This is a genomic window from Wolbachia endosymbiont of Nasonia oneida (assembly GCF_009012935.1).
Taxonomy (GTDB): Bacteria; Pseudomonadota; Alphaproteobacteria; order Rickettsiales; family Anaplasmataceae; genus Wolbachia; species Wolbachia pipientis.
The window spans coordinates 139,045-159,642 of record NZ_QESS01000003.1; the positions used below are offsets into that span (position 1 = coordinate 139,045).

A 20,598-nucleotide genomic window follows, 5' to 3' on the forward strand; every position below is an offset into this window, starting at 1 on the left:
AATAATTTTACATATTATAAAAATAAGTCCTATGGATCCTAGTGTCAAGTCATTTGTATGAAAGGTGGTAAAACAGAAATCTAGACTGTAACTTTTGATTTAACCCAATTATACAATTTACTCATTTTACCATCCTGACCTAAAATACCAGAATTATTTTTATAAAAAGTGTCAACTATTAGCTTTATAGAGCCTATAGCAGCAGAAAATACAGGATTTTTATCATATTCGCCATCAAGACCGCTACAAGACTCAGGGCACCCAATTCGAACTTGCTTATTGAATATATAGCCTGCAATTTCCTTCATGCTTGTGAGTTGACTAGTTCCACCTGTGATCACTACTTTATTAATTGGATCTTTCTGCTCTTGAAATTGCTCTCTTACCATTTCAAGTATTTCTTCAACTCTTGGTCTTATGATGTTAATAAGCTCAGATTTGAATACTTGAGTAGGTTCATCATTTTCGTTGTTTTGCATTGTAATGTACTCATTCTCATCTATTGAAGTTACGATAGTGCTGCCATACAGTATTTTTATATACTCTGCACGTTCTATGCTTGTGCATAGCCCGTAAGCAATATCTCGAGTGATATGAACGCCACCAATTGGAACGCTGCTTGCATACACAAGTTTCCCTCTTTTGAAAATTCCAATTGCAGTGCACCCACCGCCTATATCAACAATAGCAGTCCCGAGCTCTTTTTCATCTTCACTTAGACAGGCAAGACCTGCAGAATATGCAGAAGCAATACAACCTGCCATATTTAATCCACCATTATTGGTAATACAGTTTTCAATATTGGTAAGCGCTGGACGCGAAGCAGTGACAACATTAACATCAGCAGATAGTCTTTTTCCATACAATCCACCAACTTCTTTTATGTCAGTCATGTCATCTAAGTGATATTTCAGTGGTATATTGTGAATGATAACATTTTCTTCAATATATTTCTCAAACGTCTGAAAAACTACACGTTTTATATCCCGCTCAGAAATCTCATGGTTAGCTGCAATAATTTCATTATGTACATTGAAAGATGAGATGCCACATCCAGCAATGTTCACATATATCTGATCTATGGTTTCTTCTGATACTTGTTCAGCTAAACCTATAGTTGATGAGATGGAGTAATTTGCGTGTTTTACATTAGTTATCGACCCACCGTTTACACCTTCTGCAATCTTATAACCCGTTCCTGTTACTTTATAGCTGAAGTTGCCATTTATCTTAACGATTAGACAGATAATTTTTGTTGTACCTATGTCTAAAACAGCAAAAACATTTCTCTTTGGTTTTGCTATTACTGCAGAGTACATTAGTTAACCTTATTACGCAATTTCATTTAAATTGTAGCTTTCTTTAATAATTTATATTTCTATTATAGATATAGCAACATTTTAATATACACTAAATTCTGGACAAAAGGAAAAGCAAAACATAGAATTATAATTTTTATGTCCATTTTATGTCCATATTACCAATTGTAATTGCCCCTGATGAAAGACTAATCACACGTGCCAGTGAAGTAACAGATATAAACGATAAAATTAAAGAATTAGTAAACGACATGTTCGAAACTGTGTACGATGCAGAAGGTCTTGGCCTTGCTGCAGTGCAAGTTGGAGTGCTGAGGAGAGTTTTTGTTATGGACATTCAGCTTTCTCGAGCTGAAGACGAGCCAGTAGGGTATGAATCGACTGGCAAATTTTACATGATTAATCCTGAGATTACAGAATTATCCGATGAACAAGTAATTCTCAAGGAAGGATGCCTTTCAATTCCAGAGCAAAGTCATGAAATTAAGCGTCCAAAGTATCTAACTGTGAAATATAAAGACTTAGATAATGAAGAACAAACACTAAAAGCTAGTGGTTGGCTTGCAAGGTGTATTCAGCATGAGCTAGATCACTTAAATGGCATATTATATATTAGACATTTATCTAAATTAAAGTATGATATGGCCATGAAAAAAGCACAAAAGGTTAAAAAGCATTATGAGCAATGAAGACCTAGAATTATTAAAATTTTACCATGAAGTGGGCGTTGATTGCACACTAACAGAGGGTAAAGAGGAAAAAAAGTTGGAGAGCAAAGAGGGTGTGCAACCCTCTGTTATCCAAACTGGGACCCAGAAGAAAGATGCAGATACGCGCTGGGGTGACACTAAAGATGGAAAAGACATGTTTCCAAGTGATTGGATAATTGAAGCAAGGAAACTTGCAGGTAAATGTGGTAGTGTGGATGAATTAAGAAGTGCAGTAAAGTCATTTGAAGGTTGTGAGATAAAAAAAACTGCAACTAATACTGTCTTTTCCGATGGTAATCCAAACGCAAAAATTATGCTCGTTGGTGAAGCTCCAGGGGCAAATGAAGACCTTCAAGGCATACCATTTTGTGGTGCAAGTGGAATGTTGCTCGATAAAATGTTAAATGCAATCAATCTTGATCGCACCAAAGTTTATATAAGCAATACCGTATTTTGGCGCCCACCTGGCAATAGAAAGCCAACCGACCTAGAGCTTGATATGTGCAGACCATTTGTTGAGAAGCATATTGCACTAGTTTCACCACAGATTTTGGTTTTAGTTGGTGGAATTGCGTGTTATAGCCTTCTTGACAGCACAAAAACTATATCGAATTTGCGTGGTAGATTTCATACGTACACTAACCAATATTTGTCCAATTCAATCACCACAGCCGCTATATTTCATCCAGCTTACCTACTGCGTCAGCCAATGCAAAAACGTTTAGCCTGGGAGGATTTGAAGAAGGTTAGGGAGTATCTTGATAACACCAATAACTGTACGAATACTTAACACCACTGGTGTCGGAAAGTAGCCTGCAGAAACGAAAAAACTTGCTTGACAAACTCCGCCAGCCCCCTTATCATGAAACTGAAGCTATTGTATTTGCTTTCGCCAATCTGCAGATTAAAAGGTAAGGATTACTTAATGTATCGGCGTCTTATGTTCAATTTTTTGCAGTATATAGATACTGTATGTCTTTACAAAACTTCATCTACATCTAGATTTTTATCTAAATAAGCTGAACGCGCTTATAAAGCGTTACAAGACATCAAAAAATGCCAATACTCGACAGAGATAGTAAAAGACTAGCTAACTCGGGGATTCTTTGTCTTTTTTTCTGCTTGGTAAATTTCTTAAACATTTGCAGCGTAAGTTAGTTGCAATTAAAAGCGGCTGAATCTCGCTTGTCAAGCGTTTAAAACATAAAAAACGCCAATATTTTAAAGCGGATAATAACCCCAGGGCTTCTTTTGCCTTTTTTTTCGTTTGGTAAATTTCTTAATATTTATAGCTAAACAACAACCGTCATCCCGCTACGTGTTAGCGGGATCTATGCTTTGAGATACCGCGAATAAATCGCGGTATGACGTAGAGCTCGCGTTAGCTACACTTTTATGCTTACCAACTCAGTATCCAATCAAAACCTGGATTTCAGTGTCAAGCACTGAAATAACACCGAAAGGGCTACTGCTGTCTTGGATGGAAACCAGTGTCAGCTACTTGAATCTGCCACGCAAATTGCCTGCAAATTGCAATGTTCGTACAGCTGTGCGTCATGCGCTGGAATGGCATCAAGGGGTAACTTTTTATTTAAACAATGATTGTAAAATGATTATAATAAGAGATCTATTGAAATTTTAAAGTTATTAAATATTGACGCTATATACTTAAGTGTTAAAATAGAATGAAAAGTTTTTAGGAGTTTATATGGCAGCAGGTGGGAAAGCAAAGACAGCTAGTAAAAATAACCCTACTCAGCGTAAGAAAGCTGAGCAAAAAATGTATAAAGATAAACCGGTAAAACCTGTTAGATATATAGATCGTGATTCGCGCATGAATTATATGTCTGCTCAATATGACAACGGCAATCTGGTTGAAGATGAGGTAAACGGCAATCCTATAAAGTGGGAAGCTGTATAATAGTTGTGGTTAAAGTTACTATTAATTCTAAGGAATGTGAAGTAGAGCATGGGCTCACTATAATTCAAGCTTGTGAAGTCGTGGGCGTTGAAATTCCACGTTTTTGTTATCATGAGCGTTTAGCAATTGCTGGTAATTGCAGAATGTGTTTGGTTGAAGTGGAGGGTGGACCTCCAAAACCAGTAGCCTCTTGTGCAATGCCAGTTGCAGAAGGGATGGTTATTCACACTGATACCCCTAAGGTTAAAAAAGCACGTGAAGGTGTGCTTGAGTTTTTGCTAATTAACCACCCGCTTGATTGCCCAATTTGCGATCAAGGTGGTGAATGCGATTTGCAAGATATCACGATGGCTTATGGGAAAGGAACCAGCAGACTTGATGAGCATAAGAGGGCTGTGCCAAAAAAACACTTCGGACCACTGATTGAGACTGCGATGAATCGATGCATTCATTGCACTCGGTGTGTTAGATTTTTGTCTGATGTTGCAGGTACAAATGAACTTGGAGGAATCGGAAGGGGAGAAAATGTAGAGATTAGCACTTACATAAAAAGGCATATTAGTTCTGAATTATCTGGAAATATCATAGATCTCTGCCCGGTAGGGGCTTTAACTTCAAAGCCTTACTCCTTTACAGCGCGTCCATGGGAGCTATCACATTGTGAGACTATAGATGTACTAGATGCTGTGGGAAGTAGTATTAGAGTTGATTATCGTGGCCCGGAAGTTATGCGAATATTGCCAAGGCTGAGCGAAGAAATAAATGAAGAATGGATATCAGATAAAACCCGCTTTGCCTATGATGGACTAAAAGTTCAGCGTCTTGATCGACCTTATATAAAAAAAGATGGTAAATTATCCCCAGTTGATTGGAATGAGGCATTAACTGTTGCTGCAAAGAAATTAAAGAATACAAAATCAAATAAAATAGCTGCAATTGCAGGTGATTTAGCAGATTGTGAGTCTATGCTTCTACTTAAAGAAATGATGCAGAAGCTCGGCTCGGGAAATATAGATTGCAGGCAGGATGGTGCAAAACTTATACCAAATAATCGTGGATCGTATGTGTTCAATACCACTATTGAAGGTATAGAGAATGCGGATTTGTGTCTGCTTATAAATACAAACCCAAGGATAGAAGCACCAATCATTAACGTAAGATTGAGAAAGAGATATTTACAGGGCAACTTTCCTGTTGCAAGTGTTGGTCCTAACATTGAATATTTGTATCATGTTGAGAAATTGGGCGATAATCCTGATATTTTGAGTGAAATAGCAAATGGAAATCATAAGTTCTGTAAGCTGCTGAGTGCTGCTCAGAGCCCTATGCTGATTATCGGTCAAGATGCATTAGTAAGAGACGATTCTGAATCAATTCTAATTCTAGCTGGCAAAATTGCAGAAGAATTTAACATGGTCAGAGATGACTGGAATGGCTTTAATGTGCTGCATAAAGCTGCAGCAAGAGTTGGTGGGCTAGATATTGGGTTTGTTCCTAAAAAAGGCGAAAGGGATATTAATCAAATATTGGAACATGCAGAAAGTGGTGAAATAGAAGTTGTTTATCTTCTTGGTGCAGATGAAATTGACACATCAAAGTTAGAAAACACATTTGTAATTTATCAAGGTCATCACGGTGATAAGGGTGCACATGTGGCAGATGTTATCTTGCCTGGTGCTGCATATACAGAAAAATATGCAACTTATGTAAACACTGAAGGTCGAGTGCAAAGAACAAATTTAGCTGTATTTCCTCCAGGTGAAGCAAAGGAGGACTGGTTAATTATTAAAAATCTCTCGCAATATTTGGATCTCTCCTTACCATATAATAGTTTATTTGACGTGAGAAAAAAATTAGATACTATCGGTCCACAGTTTAGAAATGCTGATCAAGTGATAAAAAACACATGGGTGCCAATTAGCAATGGTAAAATAAATTTAAGTAATACACCTTTTACTTTAAAGGAGTGTAATTTTTATATGACGGATTCAATAAGTCGCGCTTCAAAAATAATGGCAGATTGTACTAAAGCTTTTTATGAACACGCTAGTTAATATTTTATTTATTTTAGTACCGCTACTACTTTCAGTTGCATATTTGACATACTTTGAGCGTAAGGTCCTTGCTGCAATTCAACTGAGGCACGGCCCAAGTGTAGTTGGACCTTTTGGGCTATTGCAGCCATTTGCAGATGCTATTAAGCTCCTGATTAAAGAGCCGATAATACCATTTAGAGCGAGCACCATACTGTTCATTATGGCTCCAATGCTTACCTTTATCTTGGCATTAATTGCCTGGGCAGTTATACCGTTTGGTGCTGAAGTAATTGTAGAAAATGGCCAGCAAGTAGTTATTCCTAAGGTTATAGCAAATATTAATGTTGGAGTGCTTTATGTGCTAGCTATATCGTCGCTGGGAGTATACGGCGTGATTATTGCAGGCTGGTCAAGCAATTCTAATTATGCATTTCTTGGCGCTATACGGTCGGCTGCTCAGATGATTTCGTATGAAGTTTCAATAGGCTTAATAGTTGCTACAGTCGTTATTACCACTGGAACATTAAATCTTGGAGAGATGGTGGTAGCGAAACACAATATGCCATTTTGGGTTGATTTACTACTAATGCCTATAGGAATAATATTTTTTATTTCTTTGCTTGCAGAAACTAATCGTCACCCATTTGATTTACCAGAAGCTGAAGCAGAGCTTGTCTCTGGATATAACGTTGAATATTCATCCATGCCTTTTGCCCTCTTTTTTCTTGGAGAATATGCAAATATGATTTTAGCAAGTGCTATGATGACAATATTCTTTCTGGGGGGATGGTATCCTCCGTTAGAACTTGGTTTGCTTTATAAAATTCCAGGTTTAATTTGGTTCGTTTTGAAGATAATTATACTTTTATTCGTATTTATTTGGATTAGAGCAACAATACCTCGTTATCGATATGATCAGCTAATGCGCCTTGGTTGGAAAGTATTTTTACCAATATCAGTGTTTTGGGTGATACTCATTTCAGGGGTGTTGCTCTTTACTGGGAATTTGCCTGGATCCAATGTTTAATTTCCCAAATACAAGATTAAGACGCAGGCGCTCGAGCAAATGGGTTCGCAATTTAACAAGTGAAAATAGTTTATCAGTAAATGATCTGGTTCTTCCTCTGTTTGTTCATGACAGAGAAGAAACAACTGAACCAATTTCTGGCTTACCAGGCGTAAAGTGTTATTCAATAGATGGATTAGTGTCTATAGTTAAGGAAGCTAAAGATTTAGGGATTAATGCTGTTGCAATTTTTCCTGTAGTTGATAGTAAACTAAAATCTGAAAACGCTGAGGAAGCATATAATTCTGACAACTTAATCTGCAGAGCAATTTGTGCTGTAAAATTAAAGGTACCTGAAATTGGTATTATTGCAGACGTTGCATTGGATCCATACACTATTCACGGCCATGACGGCATTTTAAAAGATAATCAGATGGATGTAGAAAACGATGAAACTATATCAGTGCTGTGTAAGCAAGCGTTTGCTTTAGCGAAAGCAGGATGTGATATAGTTGCTCCTTCTGATATGATGGATGGTAGAATAGGAAGAATCAGAAAATCATTAGATGATAACAACTTTCAAGACGTATTAATATTATCTTATGCAGTGAAATACTGCTCTAGCTTCTATGCTCCATTCAGGCAAGTCGTTGGTTCATGTGGGCTATCACATTCTATAGACAAAAGTGGTTATCAAATGGATTATAAAAATGCGCGCGAAGCAATGTGCGAAATTGAAATGGATATAAATGAAGGTGCAGATTTTATTATGGTTAAACCGGGTATGCCATATTTGGATATTATCAAAACAGCAAGTGATAAGTTTAATTTTCCGATTTTTGCTTACCAAGTAAGCGGTGAGTACGCAATGATAAAAGCTGCTGCAAATAATGGCTGGCTAGATTATGACAAGGTGATTTATGAATCTTTGATTGGTTTCAAACGTGCGGGTGCAAGTGCAATATTCACTTACGCTGCACTTGATATTGCAAAAAATTTAAGTGCATAAGCCCTATAAAATTATTAAATTTTTGGCGCACGTTCTTCTACTGTTGCTGCATATTACTTAAAGTTTTCCAATACATGTTTTAAGTTGTTGATAAGTCCGTTACAATACAGTATTATAAATAATATAAACCAAGTGTTACTTAGAACATGGGGATTTTTTTTAAATTTTTGGGAAAGATGCTAGGTAAGGTTTTTCCTGCCAAAACAGTAAGCTCTCTTTTAGGAATAGGATATTTACCAAGTTGGCAGAACTATTGGTCTTCTTTTTTAATATTATTTATTGTCGATGTTATATTAATTCTTACATATGGAGGCGAATACTTACTATATAAAATGCCAGACTCAGGAATAGTTGTAGCTGCTGTTTTTACAAAATTGGCAATAGTTATGTTAGTAATGCAATTAATTGGAATATTTATTTTTCATGCTCAAGACCCTTCAGCAAACAGTGGTGAAGAAATAGTAATACAAATAGCGTCAGGGCAAGTACTGACTGTAGCACTTTCAATGCCAGCAATGATGTCGATTTATTATGCTGTAAGTAAACTCTATGGGAGTATATGTAAGCAGATGTTTCAATGCCCATTTTGGTTTAATGATTTTATGCACTTTTTCTTTTTTCTTATGATACCTTACGTATTTTTTAATGTCGTAGAAGTGATAAAACCATGGCCAATAAGTTCAATACAGCTCAGCTATAATAATGCAATGTCAATTACATTTGAGGGGATTTTTCACACATTTTATGCGGTGATTTTACTGTATTTAACAGCATTTATATTCTGCGATTTAACTATGCATGATGCAATTGTCCTAAATAAAAGCATAATTCAGTATGTGAGGGAAAGTTTAGCAGTTTTAGGTGATTATTTACATGATACTGTTAAAAAAATAGGTATTGAATAGTACTTATTTATTTATATATTTAGTATAAAAAGTGTACAATTTGTGTGAACTTACAAAGTATAATAAAAGAGTTACAAGATTTTTGGGCTAGTGAAGGATGTGTTATACTTCACTCATACACATCTGAAGTTGGTGCTGGCACATTACATCCCGCAACAATTATGTCTGTAATTGATACAAAACCGACAAAAATTGCATATCTACAACCAGTAATTAGGCCAGCAGATGGGCGCTATAGTGATAATCCTAATCGTTTGTATCAACATCACCAATATCAAGTTATAATAAAGCCATCTGGTAATAATTTACAAGACGTCTATTTAGATAGCTTAAAAGTTCTTGGCATATCTACAGAAAAATATGATATTAAGTTTGTTGAAGATGATTGGGAAAATCCAAGTGTTGGTGCATCAGGACTTGGATGGGAAGTTACATGCAATGGAATGGAAGTAACACAGCTTACTTATATACAGCAAGTTGGAGGGATTGACTGCAAGATGATTCCTGGTGAGGCGGCATATGGGTTGGAACGTTTAGCAATGTGCATACAAGGTGTAGATAATGTTTACGATATAATTTGGAACGATAACGGTGTAACTTACGGAGATATTTTTAAACAAAGAGAATATGAATTTTCTTATCTAGCGTTAGATTATTATGATACTAAAGTGGTACAGCAGCAATTCGAAGATACGGAAAAATTGTGTAAGTTCCTTATTGAAAAGGAGCTACCAATGGCAGCCTATGACCAATGTATTAAAACTAGTCACCTACTTAATCTGCTTGATGCAAGAGGTGTGCTTGGTGTGAATGAACGTACAGCTTATATTGGTAGAGTTAGAGAGCTGACAAAAAAATGTTGTGAATTGTACATGAGTAAATAGCGTATGTCGTTGCAGTTATTATTTGAGTGCCTTTCAGAAGAAATACCACCGAGAATGCAGAATGTAGCTGCAACTCAAGTTAAGAGCTGTATTGCCAATGTTTTTAACAAAAATAATGTAAAATTTACATCAATGGAGGTTTTTATAACGGCACGTCGCATTACCCTATTTGTCGACAACATAAATGCTTTGGAGCTAAAGGATTCCAATAACGAAGTTAAGGGACCAAACATTAACGCACCAAAAAGTGCTATCGAAGGTTTTTTAAGAAAATATCAGAAAAATGAAGAAGATTTGCTCGTTCGAAAAGTAAATAATGAGGATTTTTACTTCATTAAAAGAGAAAGCTGCTCATTTAACATTCAAGAGTTTCTTAAAAATCAACTAGGAGAAATATTAAAAAATTTCTCTTGGCCAAAAAGTATGAGATGGGGCAAAGGAAAAGAAAGGTGGGTTAGGCCAATTAAAAACATTTTATGCATTTTAAATGATGAAATAATACCTGTATCTTTTGCAGGGATTACAGCATCTAACACAACATATGGCCATCGATTTCTCTCAAGTGGTACGGCGCTTACTGTTAAAACACCTAAAGACTATTTTGAATTGCTAGAAAAAAACAGTGTAATTCTTCAAATGGACAAAAGAAAGCAATTTATACTAGATCAGATTAATAAATTCACAAAAGAGCAGAATTTACAACTTGAGAAAAATGATTATTTACTAAATGAATTGACAGGGCTTATAGAGTGGCCAATCGTACTGTTTGGTGAAGTGAATCAAGAAAAGTCATTTGGATTACCGAAGGAAGTAATACTTAGTATAGTTAATACACAACAAAAATACCTTGCTTTAAGTAATGGAAAGAGAATTTCACACTTTGTCACTGTTGTCAACGTCAACAATGGTGAAGTTGTTAAAGGACACGAAAGAATATTAGAAGCACGTCTTGCTGATGCCCAATTTTTAATATCTCAAGATAAAAAGGAAAATCTAGATTATTATGTCAAAAGATTAGGTTCAATATTATTTCATGCTTCACTTGGCAGCGTGGGGGAAAAGGTGAAGCGTATTACGGCTCTGTCAAAGTATATAGCTATATTTATTCCACATGCTTCGCTGATAAAAGTTGAACGTGCTGCATATTTGGCAAAAGCTGATTTGGCAACATCGATAGTAAGAGAGTTTCCAGAATTACAAGGAGTAATGGGTGGATATTATGCTTCTTATTTTCAAGAAGATAGAGAAATAGTGGAAGCTATAACTGAGCATTATAAGCCAATCGGGCCAGAGCAGGAGTGTCCTAAATCTCCTTCTGCAATTGCTGTGTCAATTGCAGACAAAGTGGATAGCTTAGTTGGTTTAATTGCAGCAGGTGAGAAAATCTCTGGTTCGTATGATCAATTTGGTTTGCGGAGAATGACAATTGGTATAATTAGGACAATACTTGAAAATAATTTGCATGTTCCAATTAGGCTAATGATAGACAAGTCAGTATCTTTATATTCAAGGCTTCTATTTAATAAAAATACAGCGTCAGTTGATAAGCCGAATAGAAAACAAATTTCAGAACTAGTATTTAGATTTTGCTTAGAAAGATTCAAGGTTATTTTAAAAAATAGAGATATAAGGCAAGATGTTGTAGATTCAATACTATATAAAATCGATATTAATGATCTGCTGACAGCAGAAAAGCAAACTGTTATATTGGATCGTTATCTTAGTACTCCAGAAGGTGAACAAATTCTAAGCACTTACAAAAGAGTCAGTAACATGATGAGCAAAGCAAGGAAAAGTGATGGCACTACTTATAGTGCATCTTACGGTAAGAGGTTTTTGATTGAAAGTGAAGAAATTGCGCTATCAAATTGTGCTATAACTGCTTGTAAAAACATAAAACAAGCGATAAAAAATAACCACTTTAATGCAGCACTTGATGAACTTGCTGGTTTTGCTCCGTTTATCAATCAGTTTATGGACAGTGTAAAGATTAACTGTGATTCTGATAAGCTGAGAAGAAACAGATTATCTTTGCTTGAAAATGTAGTTTCCATCTTTCATTTAGTAGCAGATTTTAACCTCATACAGGTTAAGCAATGGATAAATGCTCAGGCAATATAAAGAACAAATCAAATCATCTCCACAGTCCTGTGGCGTGTATAAGATGGTCGGAGATAAGAATAAAGTTTTATATGTTGGAAAAGCAAAAAACTTAAAGTCAAGGTTATCCGACTACCTTCAATTCGAAAATCTTTCTGAACGAATTAGAGTTATGCTCTTACAGGTTATTAAGGTTGAAATATTCATCACTGAGAATGAAATCGAAGCACTGCTTCTTGAAGCACAGCTAATAAAATCATTGAAACCACTTTATAATATTATGCTCAAGGATGGAAAATTTTATCCTTATATAACAATTTCCAAGCACGATTATCCAAGAATAGCAAAATATAGAGGCAAATTTAAGAAGAATGAGTTTCATTATTATGGTCCCTTTACATCTGCCGCTGCTGTTAAGCAAACTATATTGTCATTGCAAAAAGCTTTTCTCCTAAGAGTATGTTCAGATCAATACTTTTCCTCAACAAAAAGACCATGTATTGAATATCAAATTAAGCGCTGCTCAGCACCATGCGTAGATAAAATCACAAAAGACGACTACTGCCAATCAGTAAAACAGGCACGAAATACATTGCTTGGAAGAAATAAGGAAGTGAAAGAACAGTTACTTTTCACAATGAGAAAGTGCAGCAGTGAAGAAAACTATGAGCTTGCTGCTATATATAGAGATCGGGTAAAGTTTCTTGAGCAAATTCAAATACAGCACACGGATTTTTCTTTTGAAAAAGATGCAGATTTCTTCAGTATTGTACGTGAAGAGGATCTAGCATGTATTAGTGTGTTATCGTTTAGAAATAAAGACAACTACGGCAGCACTCCTTACTTTGCCGAGAACTGTGGTGATCACTCAAATGATGAAATTTTATCCACCTTTTTGGTCAATTTTTATAATTCAGCTAACATACCTCCAATACAAATTTACGTTCCAGATTCTATTGTGGATAAGGAAATTATAGAACAAGCACTATATAAGGTTGCTCAAAAGCCAGTAAAAGTTCTGCATGCAAAGAATAAAAAAGAGCGTGATTTATTGAAATTTGTTTATGATAACTCTCAGCATAGCTTAGAGCAGAAGCTTATCGATTATAGAAATAACCTAGAAAAGCTTGAGGAGCTTAGCAAAATCTTCTTGTTACCAAATATTCCAAAGCGTATTGAGGTTTATGACAATAGCCATATATTTGGAAACCAACAAATTGGTGTAATGGTTGTTGCAGGGCAGGAGGGTTTTTTAAAAAGTGAGTACAGAAAATTTACTATAAAGGAAAAATTTTCAGGCGATGACTATAAAATGATGAGGGAAGTGCTAACCAGACGTTTCTCCGGCAATATAAAAGGCATAATACCTGATTTTTTACTGATTGATGGTGGACCAGGACATGTTTCCATAGTACAGAATGTACTGGAAGTATTGAATATAAACGTTCCTTTTGCTTGTATGGCAAAAGGTCCTGATCGTAACGCAGGAAATGAAAGATTTTATATGCTGGGCAGGGAAGAATTCAGTCTGGCAAATGACAGCAAAGTCATGCTTTACTTACAATCGCTGCGTAATGAAGCCCACCGTTTTGCGATAACTTCACATAGAAAAAAACGCGATAAACAGTTTATAGTTTCACAATTAAGCAAAATACCCGGCATTGGCAACAAAAGAAAAAAAGCGTTGATGTCTTATTTTGGTTCAGTGAAAAATATAAGCAAAGCTTCTCTGGCTGAAATTCAAAACATACCTGGAATTAGTAAAGGTTTAGCAGAAGTTATTCTTAAACACGTAAATTATAAGAGAGGAGTACTGGAATGACACAAAACCCGTTTTATTATTAGGGAATTTATATCTTAAAACCGCAAAAAAAGGTGTGCGTATTTGTGAAAAAAAATCTCCATAAAATTTGTGAAGCAATGTGGTGGGACTAGTGCGATTCGAACGCACGACCTTCGGATTAGGAGTCCAACGCTCTATCCTGCTGAGCTATAGTCCCGTGTTTCCTACCATTCATGTAAAGTTATAGCAAAAAATCCTTTCTTTTCTAGATTTCTTGCATAACCAATTTATGACGACAAAAAACATTTCTGTACTTCTTGAGTATAATGCTATTATATTTAATAACATGGTTTAAGTAAGATTAATGCTAGTTAACAATATTGGTTATTTCTATAACAATCAAAACGACTTTGCTTTAAGCAATATAAACATTAAAGTAAAGAAAGGAAATGTTGCATGTTTATTGGGGCATTCTGGCTGTGGCAAGTCAACAATTTTGAAATTAATTGCGGGGATAGAAAATCCAAAATCTGGAACTATTTTTATAAATGATAGGTTAGTTGCAAGTAATAAGGCATCAGTCGCTATAGAGCATAGAAATATCGGATTGATTTTTCAGCATTCTGCATTATTTCCTCATAAAACAGTAGTAGAAAATATAACCTTTGCTATCCGCAGCTCTTCCAAGAGAGAAAAGCACCTAATTGCATTGGAAATCTTGAAGTTACTCAATATAGAAAAATATGAAAATATGTACCCTAACGCCTTATCTGGAGGACAGCAACAATTAGTTGCAATAGCAAGAGTGATGGCACAAAACCCTGATGTTGTGTTGTTAGATGAACCATTTTCTAATTTAGATATACTGCTCAAGTGCCGAATAAGACAACATATATTGTCCCTTTTTAGAAGTAAAAATATCCCTGTGCTAATGGTAACTCATGACCCGCAAGAAGCATTGAAAGTTGCAGATTTTATCTACGTAATGAAAAATGGTAAAATTATTCAATCAGGAGTTTCTAGCGATATATACCATAAGCCTAAAGATGATACGCTAGCAAAGTTTTTTAGTGAGCTCTCTTCTACTCTACAGTTAAGCGAAAAGTTTCCACTTATTCGCTGCAAGAAAATAATCTAGTTTGGGATTGTTATAAAATAATTAAAAAACCTTGATTTATAATTAAATAAAGGTGATATAATCTATGTGTTACTTGACTTCAGTCAAGTTTTAATATTTAAAGGTCAATATTTTAAATGGAGGTGAAAATGAGTTTAGGACCATGGCAATTGTTTCTAGTCTTAATAATAATTTTAGTTCTGTTTGGTGCAGGCAGATTACCGCAAGTTATGGGTGATTTAGGAAAAGGCATCAAAAACTTTAAACAGGAGCTTAAGGACTCAGAAAAATTATCGTCTAATGAACCAGATCGTTAGCGTCCTCATACTTCGTGACATGCACCTTAGTGCATGTCATCTGTTTAAAAACTTAGTCAGGTTAAAGAATGAAAGAGATGAAGTGTTGGTATGAAATAAATAACAAATATTGAAATACAGCAACAACTATGTTAGCTTAAGAGGAATATTTTATTAAAGGATAATTGTGCAAAAAAGTGAGAAACTAACTAAAGATAAAAAACTAGCTTCTGATATTCTAAAAGAGGTTGCAGATACCAATAACAATGATAGCAATAAAGTAACTTTGTTTGACATTAAAACAGCTTTGCATGAGCGCGGTTTTGGTATTTTAATATCATCTTCTCCTTGCCGCTATCGGTGCCTATACCGGTTCCACCTGGTTATACAACTATTCTTTCTATACCTTTAATCTTATTCTCACTGCAGCTTCTATTTGGGTTTGATTCTCCTTGGATGCCCAGTTGGCTAGAAAGAAGATCTTTTCAGCGTTCAACACTAGCTCTTGTGGTAGAGAAAACTTCCCCTGTATTAGAAAAAATAGAAAAATTCATGAAGCCAAGACTGTCTTTCATTTTCTATGGGCCTGGTGAGAAGATTCTGGCTTTTATGATGTTGCTTTGTGCAATAATAATAGCTCTTCCATTACCTTTTACTCACTTCCTTCCTGCAATTGGCACAACTCTTATTTCACTTAGCATTATGAGTAAAGACGGGTTTCTATCCATATTGGGAGTTTTAGTATCATTGTGCGCGTTGTTGCTTACTCTTGTTGTAATAGTCAAAGGACCACAACTTATAACCGGAGCACTTTCTCTTCTTAAAAGCTTTACAACACTTTAACAAAAGAACGAATTACTAGCGCAAAATGAATAATGCATATTGAAATAAAACAATAATTGTGTTAAGAATTATTTTTATCAAAGGTTTTTCGTGTCAAAAAATGATAAGTTGACTAAAAGTGATAAATTAGCTTCTGATATTCTAAAAGAAGTTGCAGATACCAATAACAATGATAGCAATAAAGTAACTTTGTTTGACATTAAAACAGCTTTGCATGAGCGTGGTTTTGGTATTTTAATAATCATCTTCTCCTTGCCGCTATCGGTGCCTATACCGGTTCCACCTGGTTATACAACTATTCTTTCTATACCTTTAATCTTATTCTCACTGCAGCTTCTATTTGGATTTGATTCTCCTTGGATGCCGCATTGGTTGGAAAGAAGGTCTTTTCAGCGTTCAACACTAGCTTTTGTGGTAGAGAAAACTTCTCCAGCATTAAAAAAAATAGAAAAGTTCATGAGACCAAGAATGTCTTTTATTTTCTATGGGCCCGGTGAAAAAATTTTAGCTTTTATAATGCTGCTTTGTGCGTTATCAATAGCTCTTCCACTACCTCTTACTAACTTCATTCCTGCAATTGGTACGACTCTTATTTCGCTTGGTATCATGAGTAAAGATGGGTTTCTATCCATATTGGGAGTTCTAATATCATTGTGTGGGTTATTGCTTACTCTTGTTGTAGTAGTCAAAGGGCCACAACTTATCATTGGGGCATTTTCTTTTCTCAAAAGCTTCGTATATGGTTAGGCTTTACAACACCTTAACAAAAAAAAAGGAGCTTTTTACACCTATCGATAAAGATCATGTGAAAATGTATGTTTGCGGACCAACAGTATATGACACAGCACATATAGGCAATGCACGGTCTGTTGTTGTGTATGATGTGTTATTTCAGCTACTTAAGTTTTGTTATGGCAAAGTTACCTATGTGCGTAACATAACCGACATTGATGATAAGATAATTAATGCAGCAAGTGAAAAAAATAGCAACATAGAAAGTATAACCACATATTACATTAAAGCTTTTCATGATGATATGGAAAGCATAAATTGTAAAAAACCAACATACGAACCAAAAGCAACGGAAAACGTAGATTATATTATAAAATTAATTGAACATTTGCTGCAATCAGGCCACGCTTATGAATCTGACAAACACGTGTATTTTAATATAGAATCTTACCATGAATATGGTGCTTTATCAGGAAAAAAAACTGATGAATTGGTTCCAGGTAGCAGAGTTGAAGTTAATGAAAATAAAAAGCACCCGGGAGATTTTGTGCTGTGGAAGCCTGCAAGTGATATTGACTACAAACTTTCAAGTTATTGGGATAGCCCATGGGGAGAGGGCAGGCCTGGATGGCATATAGAATGCTCAGCAATGTCATATGCTTATCTTGGCAAAGATTTTGATATTCATGGTGGCGGCATAGATTTACAATTTCCTCACCATGAAAATGAAATTGCACAGAGTAAGTCTGCATTTGCTGGATCAATGTTTGCAAAATACTGGATACATAACGGCTTTCTTACAGTAAACGAAGAAAAAATGAGCAAGTCCTTATTTAATATAGTCAAAGTAAGAGATTTGCTAGATAGTGGAATAAAGGGTGAAGTAATACGCTATGCACTGCTCAAAACTCACTACAGAAAACCACTTGATTGGACAGAAAACGTTATTTCTGACGCACAGGAAACCTTAAATAAATTTTATCGGCTATCACGTGGTTTAGATACAATAAATATTGATGAAAGTAACGCAGAGATTTCTAAAGATTTTATAGACGCTTTAAAAAACGACTTAAACATTCCTGAAGCTCTAGCTATATTACATGAAATGGCTGCAAAAATTAACAAAATGAGTAATGAAAGTGAAAAGCTTAAATTAACTGAGAGTTTTGTTAAGAGTGCCAGATTTATTGGTCTTCTTGAGTCAAGTTATCAAGAGTGGTTTACTGCTGGTGTGAGTCATCAAGAAATAGAAAGATTGATAGATTTAAGAAGAGCAGCAAAACAAAATAAAGATTATAATACTGCAGACAAAATAAGGGACCAGTTGAAACAAATGGGGATTACAATTTCTGACAATGAAGATGGTACAACAACCTGGTAAACTCATATGGAAAACTACTTCCTGTTATTCACAGATAGTCTAGTATCATCATTAGTCTTACCCATACATCAAGGTTTTGTGTTCAATACCATGCTTTATTTCAGGTCGTATTACACTCCACTACTTATGTTATTTTTTGGAGTACTAGGATCAAGCCTTGGTGGAATAGTTAACTGGTATTTAGGTAGAATAACAATCTCTATACGAAAATCATACCACAAACTAGAGAACGAGCATAAAACACCAAAAATCGTAAAAAATCTACTGATTTGTGCAGTTACATTACTTTCATGGGTGCCAGCACTTGGAAGTGTGATTCAAATTTTATCAGGTTATTTTAAGTTAAACCTTTATACCCTTGCCCCTTTAATCATTCTATCTAATTTCTTCTATTTGTTATATCTAATACTTACTTTTGGAGTATAACAGCTATAGTACTACAGCCATTAAAGCCCACTTCTGTCATCCTATGCCCTGATAGAAGCGGAGCTATAAATTAAATGCAAAATTTCAGTAGTCACAGGATGGATGCACCATGAGCTAAAAGCCATTCCACAAGATCCCTATGATCAAAATCAGTGGCATAATGTAATGCTGTCATTCCCCTATTATTCTTAGCATTAACATCTGCTTTGCGTTTTAGTAGCACTCTAGCCGTGTCAAAATTTCCCATAATAGCAGCAAAGTGTAGCGGAGTGTTGCCATTTTCATCTTTAGCGTTAACATCATCCCCTTCTTTAATGAAGTATTTTGTTAATTTTTCACTTCCAATTTTAGCAGCATGGTGCAGTGGAGTTTTATTGCATTCGTTCTTAACACTAACATTTGTGGTGTGTTTCAATAGTGTCTTAGCTAAAGCAACCATACACATCCCATCGTCAATAGAATTTGTATCACGAGCTGAAAGTAACTCCACAAGTTCTTGGTGATCAAAATCAGTGGCATAATGCAATGCTGTCATTCCCCTATTATTCTTAGTATCAACATCTGCATTGTGTTTTAGTAGCACTCTAGCCGTGTCAAAATTTCCCATAATAGCAGCAAAGTGTAGCGGAGTGTTGCCATTTTCATCTTTAGCGTTAACATCGGCACCTTTTTCAATGAGGCATTCTATCGTTTCTATACTTCCACTTCTAGCAACATAGTGCAGCGAAATTCTATTTTGTTCGTTCTTAACATTAACATCTACATTATGTTCTAATAGTACCTTAGCTACGGCAACCCTACCCATCTTAGTAGCAAGATGTAGCGAAGTATCGCCATCTTTATCCTTAGCATTAACATCTGCATTATGTTTTAATAGTACCTTAGCCACGTCAACCCTATACATCATAGTAGCCCAGTGTAACGCAGTGAAGCCACTTTCATCTTTAGCGTTAATGTCCGCCCCTTTGCCTATAAGGTATTCTACTATATCAACCCTTCCATCATAAACAGCCTGATGTAACGGAGTGATACCATATCTGCTCTTAGCATTGACGTCTGCACCCTTATTGATAAAATATTGCACTATGTCCAATCCTCCACTCTCAACAGCTGAACACAATGGAGTGCTGTCAGATCCATCCCTAGCATTAACAACACAATTAAATTTATCTGGGTGTTTTTCTTCCATATGTGTTATAGCTCTTTCCATAAAAGTCCGGATGTGATAGGATAAGGGTAGATGATGATAAGGAGGTTGAATGCCAGCAGCATATAGTTATGATTTAAGAAAAAAAGCAATGGAAGCGCTAGACGAAGGAGAAAGCAGAGAAACAGTGGCAGCAAGATTTAAGATTGGACGAACTACTTTATGGGAGTGGCAGCAAAGAAGAAAAGAAACAGGAGACTTTCAATCAAAAAAACTTGGAAATGGGGGTTACAATCACAAAATTACCGACTGGGATACCTTTGCCAAATTTGCCAGAGAACACGGAGGAAAGACTCTATCGGAAATGGCTAAACTTTGGAACAACGTTAGTATCCAAACGATCTATCGAGCCCTTAAAAAAATTGGATTTACGCGCAAAAAAAGACATATGGATACAAGGAAAGAAACGAAGAAAAACGTGCTGAATTTTTGAAAATTATAGCGATAAAAGAACCTAAAAACTTAGTGTATATAGATGAGTCTGGCATTGATAACACCGAAGACTACCCCTACGGATATTGCCAGAAAGGACAGCGGTTTTATGCCTTAAAATCTGGAAAGAAAACTCAACGAATCAGTATGGTTGCAGCCTTAAGTGAAAGAAAGATAGTTGTTCCGTTAACCTTTGAAGGCCACTGTAATATGGATGTTTTTAATGGATGGTTTGAGCAATTTTTGACACCGATCTTGGAACCTGGACAGACTGTCATTCTTGACAATGCTACTTTTCATAAGTCTGATAAGATTATCGAGCTTGCTAAAGGGGTTGGTGCAGAAATTTTGTATCTGCCGCCTTATTCTCCAGATTTCAACAAAATTGAGCATCATTGGTTTGCTATAAAAAACAGAGCCAGGAAAAACATTCCTCTATTCGAATCCTTTCGTCGTGCTGTTGATTCTGCCTTCCTATGACCTGTTCGGAC

Annotated in this window: 19 protein-coding genes, 1 tRNA gene and 1 pseudogene; 18 read left to right on the forward strand and 3 right to left on the reverse strand. The window is 35.7% G+C overall.

All coding sequences use genetic code 11. The annotated features are described in order from the left end of the window. Positions 1-80 precede the first annotated feature (80 nt). Positions 81-1,319, reverse strand: a complete 1,239-nt coding sequence (gene ftsA, locus DEF52_RS02520; RefSeq protein WP_151807762.1) for a cell division protein FtsA — start codon at positions 1,317-1,319, stop codon at positions 81-83. 149 nt (positions 1,320-1,468) lie between these two features. Between ftsA and def the strand changes: the two genes are divergently transcribed. The 11 genes from def (at position 1,469) to uvrC (ending at position 13,712) form a co-directional block, all read left to right on the forward strand. After that, positions 1,469-2,008 (forward strand): peptide deformylase, encoded by a 540-nt coding sequence (def, locus tag DEF52_RS02525; RefSeq protein ID WP_151807763.1) that lies wholly within the window; start codon positions 1,469-1,471, stop codon positions 2,006-2,008. After that, entirely contained in the window at positions 1,998-2,819 is an 822-nt protein-coding gene (locus DEF52_RS02530) for a uracil-DNA glycosylase (RefSeq protein ID WP_151807764.1), read from the forward strand. The genes def and DEF52_RS02530 overlap by 11 nt, the downstream gene beginning before the upstream one ends. Positions 2,820-3,464: 645 nt before the next feature. After that, positions 3,465-3,671, forward strand: coding sequence for a hypothetical protein (locus DEF52_RS06370; RefSeq protein WP_007548280.1), 207 nt, complete (start codon positions 3,465-3,467; stop codon positions 3,669-3,671). 66 nt (positions 3,672-3,737) lie between these two features. Then, complete coding sequence (locus tag DEF52_RS02545; protein ID WP_151807765.1) at positions 3,738-3,950, forward strand: hypothetical protein; 213 nt, start codon at positions 3,738-3,740, stop codon at positions 3,948-3,950. A 5-nt stretch (positions 3,951-3,955) separates the two neighbouring features. Beyond that, entirely contained in the window at positions 3,956-6,004 is a 2,049-nt protein-coding gene (gene nuoG / locus DEF52_RS02550) for an NADH-quinone oxidoreductase subunit NuoG (RefSeq protein WP_151807766.1), read from the forward strand. After that, entirely contained in the window at positions 5,988-7,013 is a 1,026-nt protein-coding gene (nuoH, locus tag DEF52_RS02555; RefSeq protein WP_006280461.1) for an NADH-quinone oxidoreductase subunit NuoH, read from the forward strand. Before nuoG ends, nuoH begins: the two co-directional genes overlap by 17 nt. Continuing rightward, complete coding sequence (gene hemB, locus DEF52_RS02560; protein WP_151807767.1) at positions 7,006-8,001, forward strand: porphobilinogen synthase; 996 nt, start codon at positions 7,006-7,008, stop codon at positions 7,999-8,001. Before nuoH ends, hemB begins: the two co-directional genes overlap by 8 nt. Before the next feature lie 146 nt (positions 8,002-8,147). Beyond that, positions 8,148-8,906: a phosphatidylglycerophosphatase gene (locus DEF52_RS02565; RefSeq protein ID WP_151807768.1), complete on the forward strand. Its 759-nt coding sequence runs from the start codon at positions 8,148-8,150 to the stop codon at positions 8,904-8,906. A gap of 44 nt (positions 8,907-8,950) precedes the next feature. Next, positions 8,951-9,790: a glycine--tRNA ligase subunit alpha gene (locus tag DEF52_RS02570; RefSeq protein ID WP_151807769.1), complete on the forward strand. Its 840-nt coding sequence runs from the start codon at positions 8,951-8,953 to the stop codon at positions 9,788-9,790. Between the two features lie 3 nt (positions 9,791-9,793). Continuing rightward, on the forward strand, positions 9,794-11,911 hold the full coding sequence (gene glyS / locus DEF52_RS02575; protein ID WP_151807770.1) for a glycine--tRNA ligase subunit beta: 2,118 nt from the start codon (positions 9,794-9,796) through the stop codon (positions 11,909-11,911). Further along, complete coding sequence (gene uvrC / locus DEF52_RS02580; protein WP_151807771.1) at positions 11,895-13,712, forward strand: excinuclease ABC subunit UvrC; 1,818 nt, start codon at positions 11,895-11,897, stop codon at positions 13,710-13,712. The genes glyS and uvrC overlap by 17 nt, the downstream gene beginning before the upstream one ends. Positions 13,713-13,813: 101 nt before the next feature. On the opposite strand, the gene DEF52_RS02585 is transcribed toward uvrC, so the two are convergent. After that, positions 13,814-13,890: transfer RNA gene (locus DEF52_RS02585), tRNA-Arg, on the reverse strand. A gap of 147 nt (positions 13,891-14,037) precedes the next feature. On the opposite strand from DEF52_RS02585, the gene DEF52_RS02590 reads away from it, so the two are divergent. The 6 genes and pseudogenes from DEF52_RS02590 to DEF52_RS02615 all read left to right on the forward strand — a co-directional run bounded on the left by DEF52_RS02590 (position 14,038) and on the right by DEF52_RS02615 (position 18,468). Then, positions 14,038-14,811, forward strand: a complete 774-nt coding sequence (locus DEF52_RS02590; RefSeq protein WP_006280146.1) for an ABC transporter ATP-binding protein — start codon at positions 14,038-14,040, stop codon at positions 14,809-14,811. 128 nt (positions 14,812-14,939) lie between these two features. Next, a complete protein-coding gene (gene tatA / locus DEF52_RS02595) occupies positions 14,940-15,107 on the forward strand; it encodes a twin-arginine translocase TatA (protein WP_151807772.1) in 168 nt (55 codons plus the stop codon). A gap of 166 nt (positions 15,108-15,273) precedes the next feature. Continuing rightward, positions 15,274-15,929: pseudogene (locus DEF52_RS02600) on the forward strand (exopolysaccharide biosynthesis protein). Positions 15,930-16,019: 90 nt separating this feature from the next. Next, positions 16,020-16,676 (forward strand): exopolysaccharide biosynthesis protein, encoded by a 657-nt coding sequence (locus DEF52_RS02605; protein ID WP_151807773.1) that lies wholly within the window; start codon positions 16,020-16,022, stop codon positions 16,674-16,676. Further along, entirely contained in the window at positions 16,669-18,042 is a 1,374-nt protein-coding gene (gene cysS / locus DEF52_RS02610; RefSeq protein ID WP_151807774.1) for a cysteine--tRNA ligase, read from the forward strand. Before DEF52_RS02605 ends, cysS begins: the two co-directional genes overlap by 8 nt. Before the next feature lie 6 nt (positions 18,043-18,048). After that, entirely contained in the window at positions 18,049-18,468 is a 420-nt protein-coding gene (locus DEF52_RS02615) for a YqaA family protein (protein ID WP_151807775.1), read from the forward strand. Between the two features lie 91 nt (positions 18,469-18,559). On the opposite strand, the gene DEF52_RS02620 is transcribed toward DEF52_RS02615, so the two are convergent. Further along, complete coding sequence (locus DEF52_RS02620) at positions 18,560-19,678, reverse strand: ankyrin repeat domain-containing protein (protein WP_151807776.1); 1,119 nt, start codon at positions 19,676-19,678, stop codon at positions 18,560-18,562. A gap of 49 nt (positions 19,679-19,727) precedes the next feature. On the opposite strand from DEF52_RS02620, the gene DEF52_RS02625 reads away from it, so the two are divergent. After that, positions 19,728-20,587, forward strand: a protein-coding gene (locus DEF52_RS02625) for an IS630 family transposase (protein WP_151807558.1) whose coding sequence is annotated in 2 segments (ribosomal slippage) — positions 19,728-20,052 and positions 20,052-20,587 — 861 coding nt in all. Because the reading frame shifts where the segments join, the coding sequence is not laid out codon by codon here. The last annotated feature ends 11 nt before the right edge of the window (positions 20,588-20,598 follow it).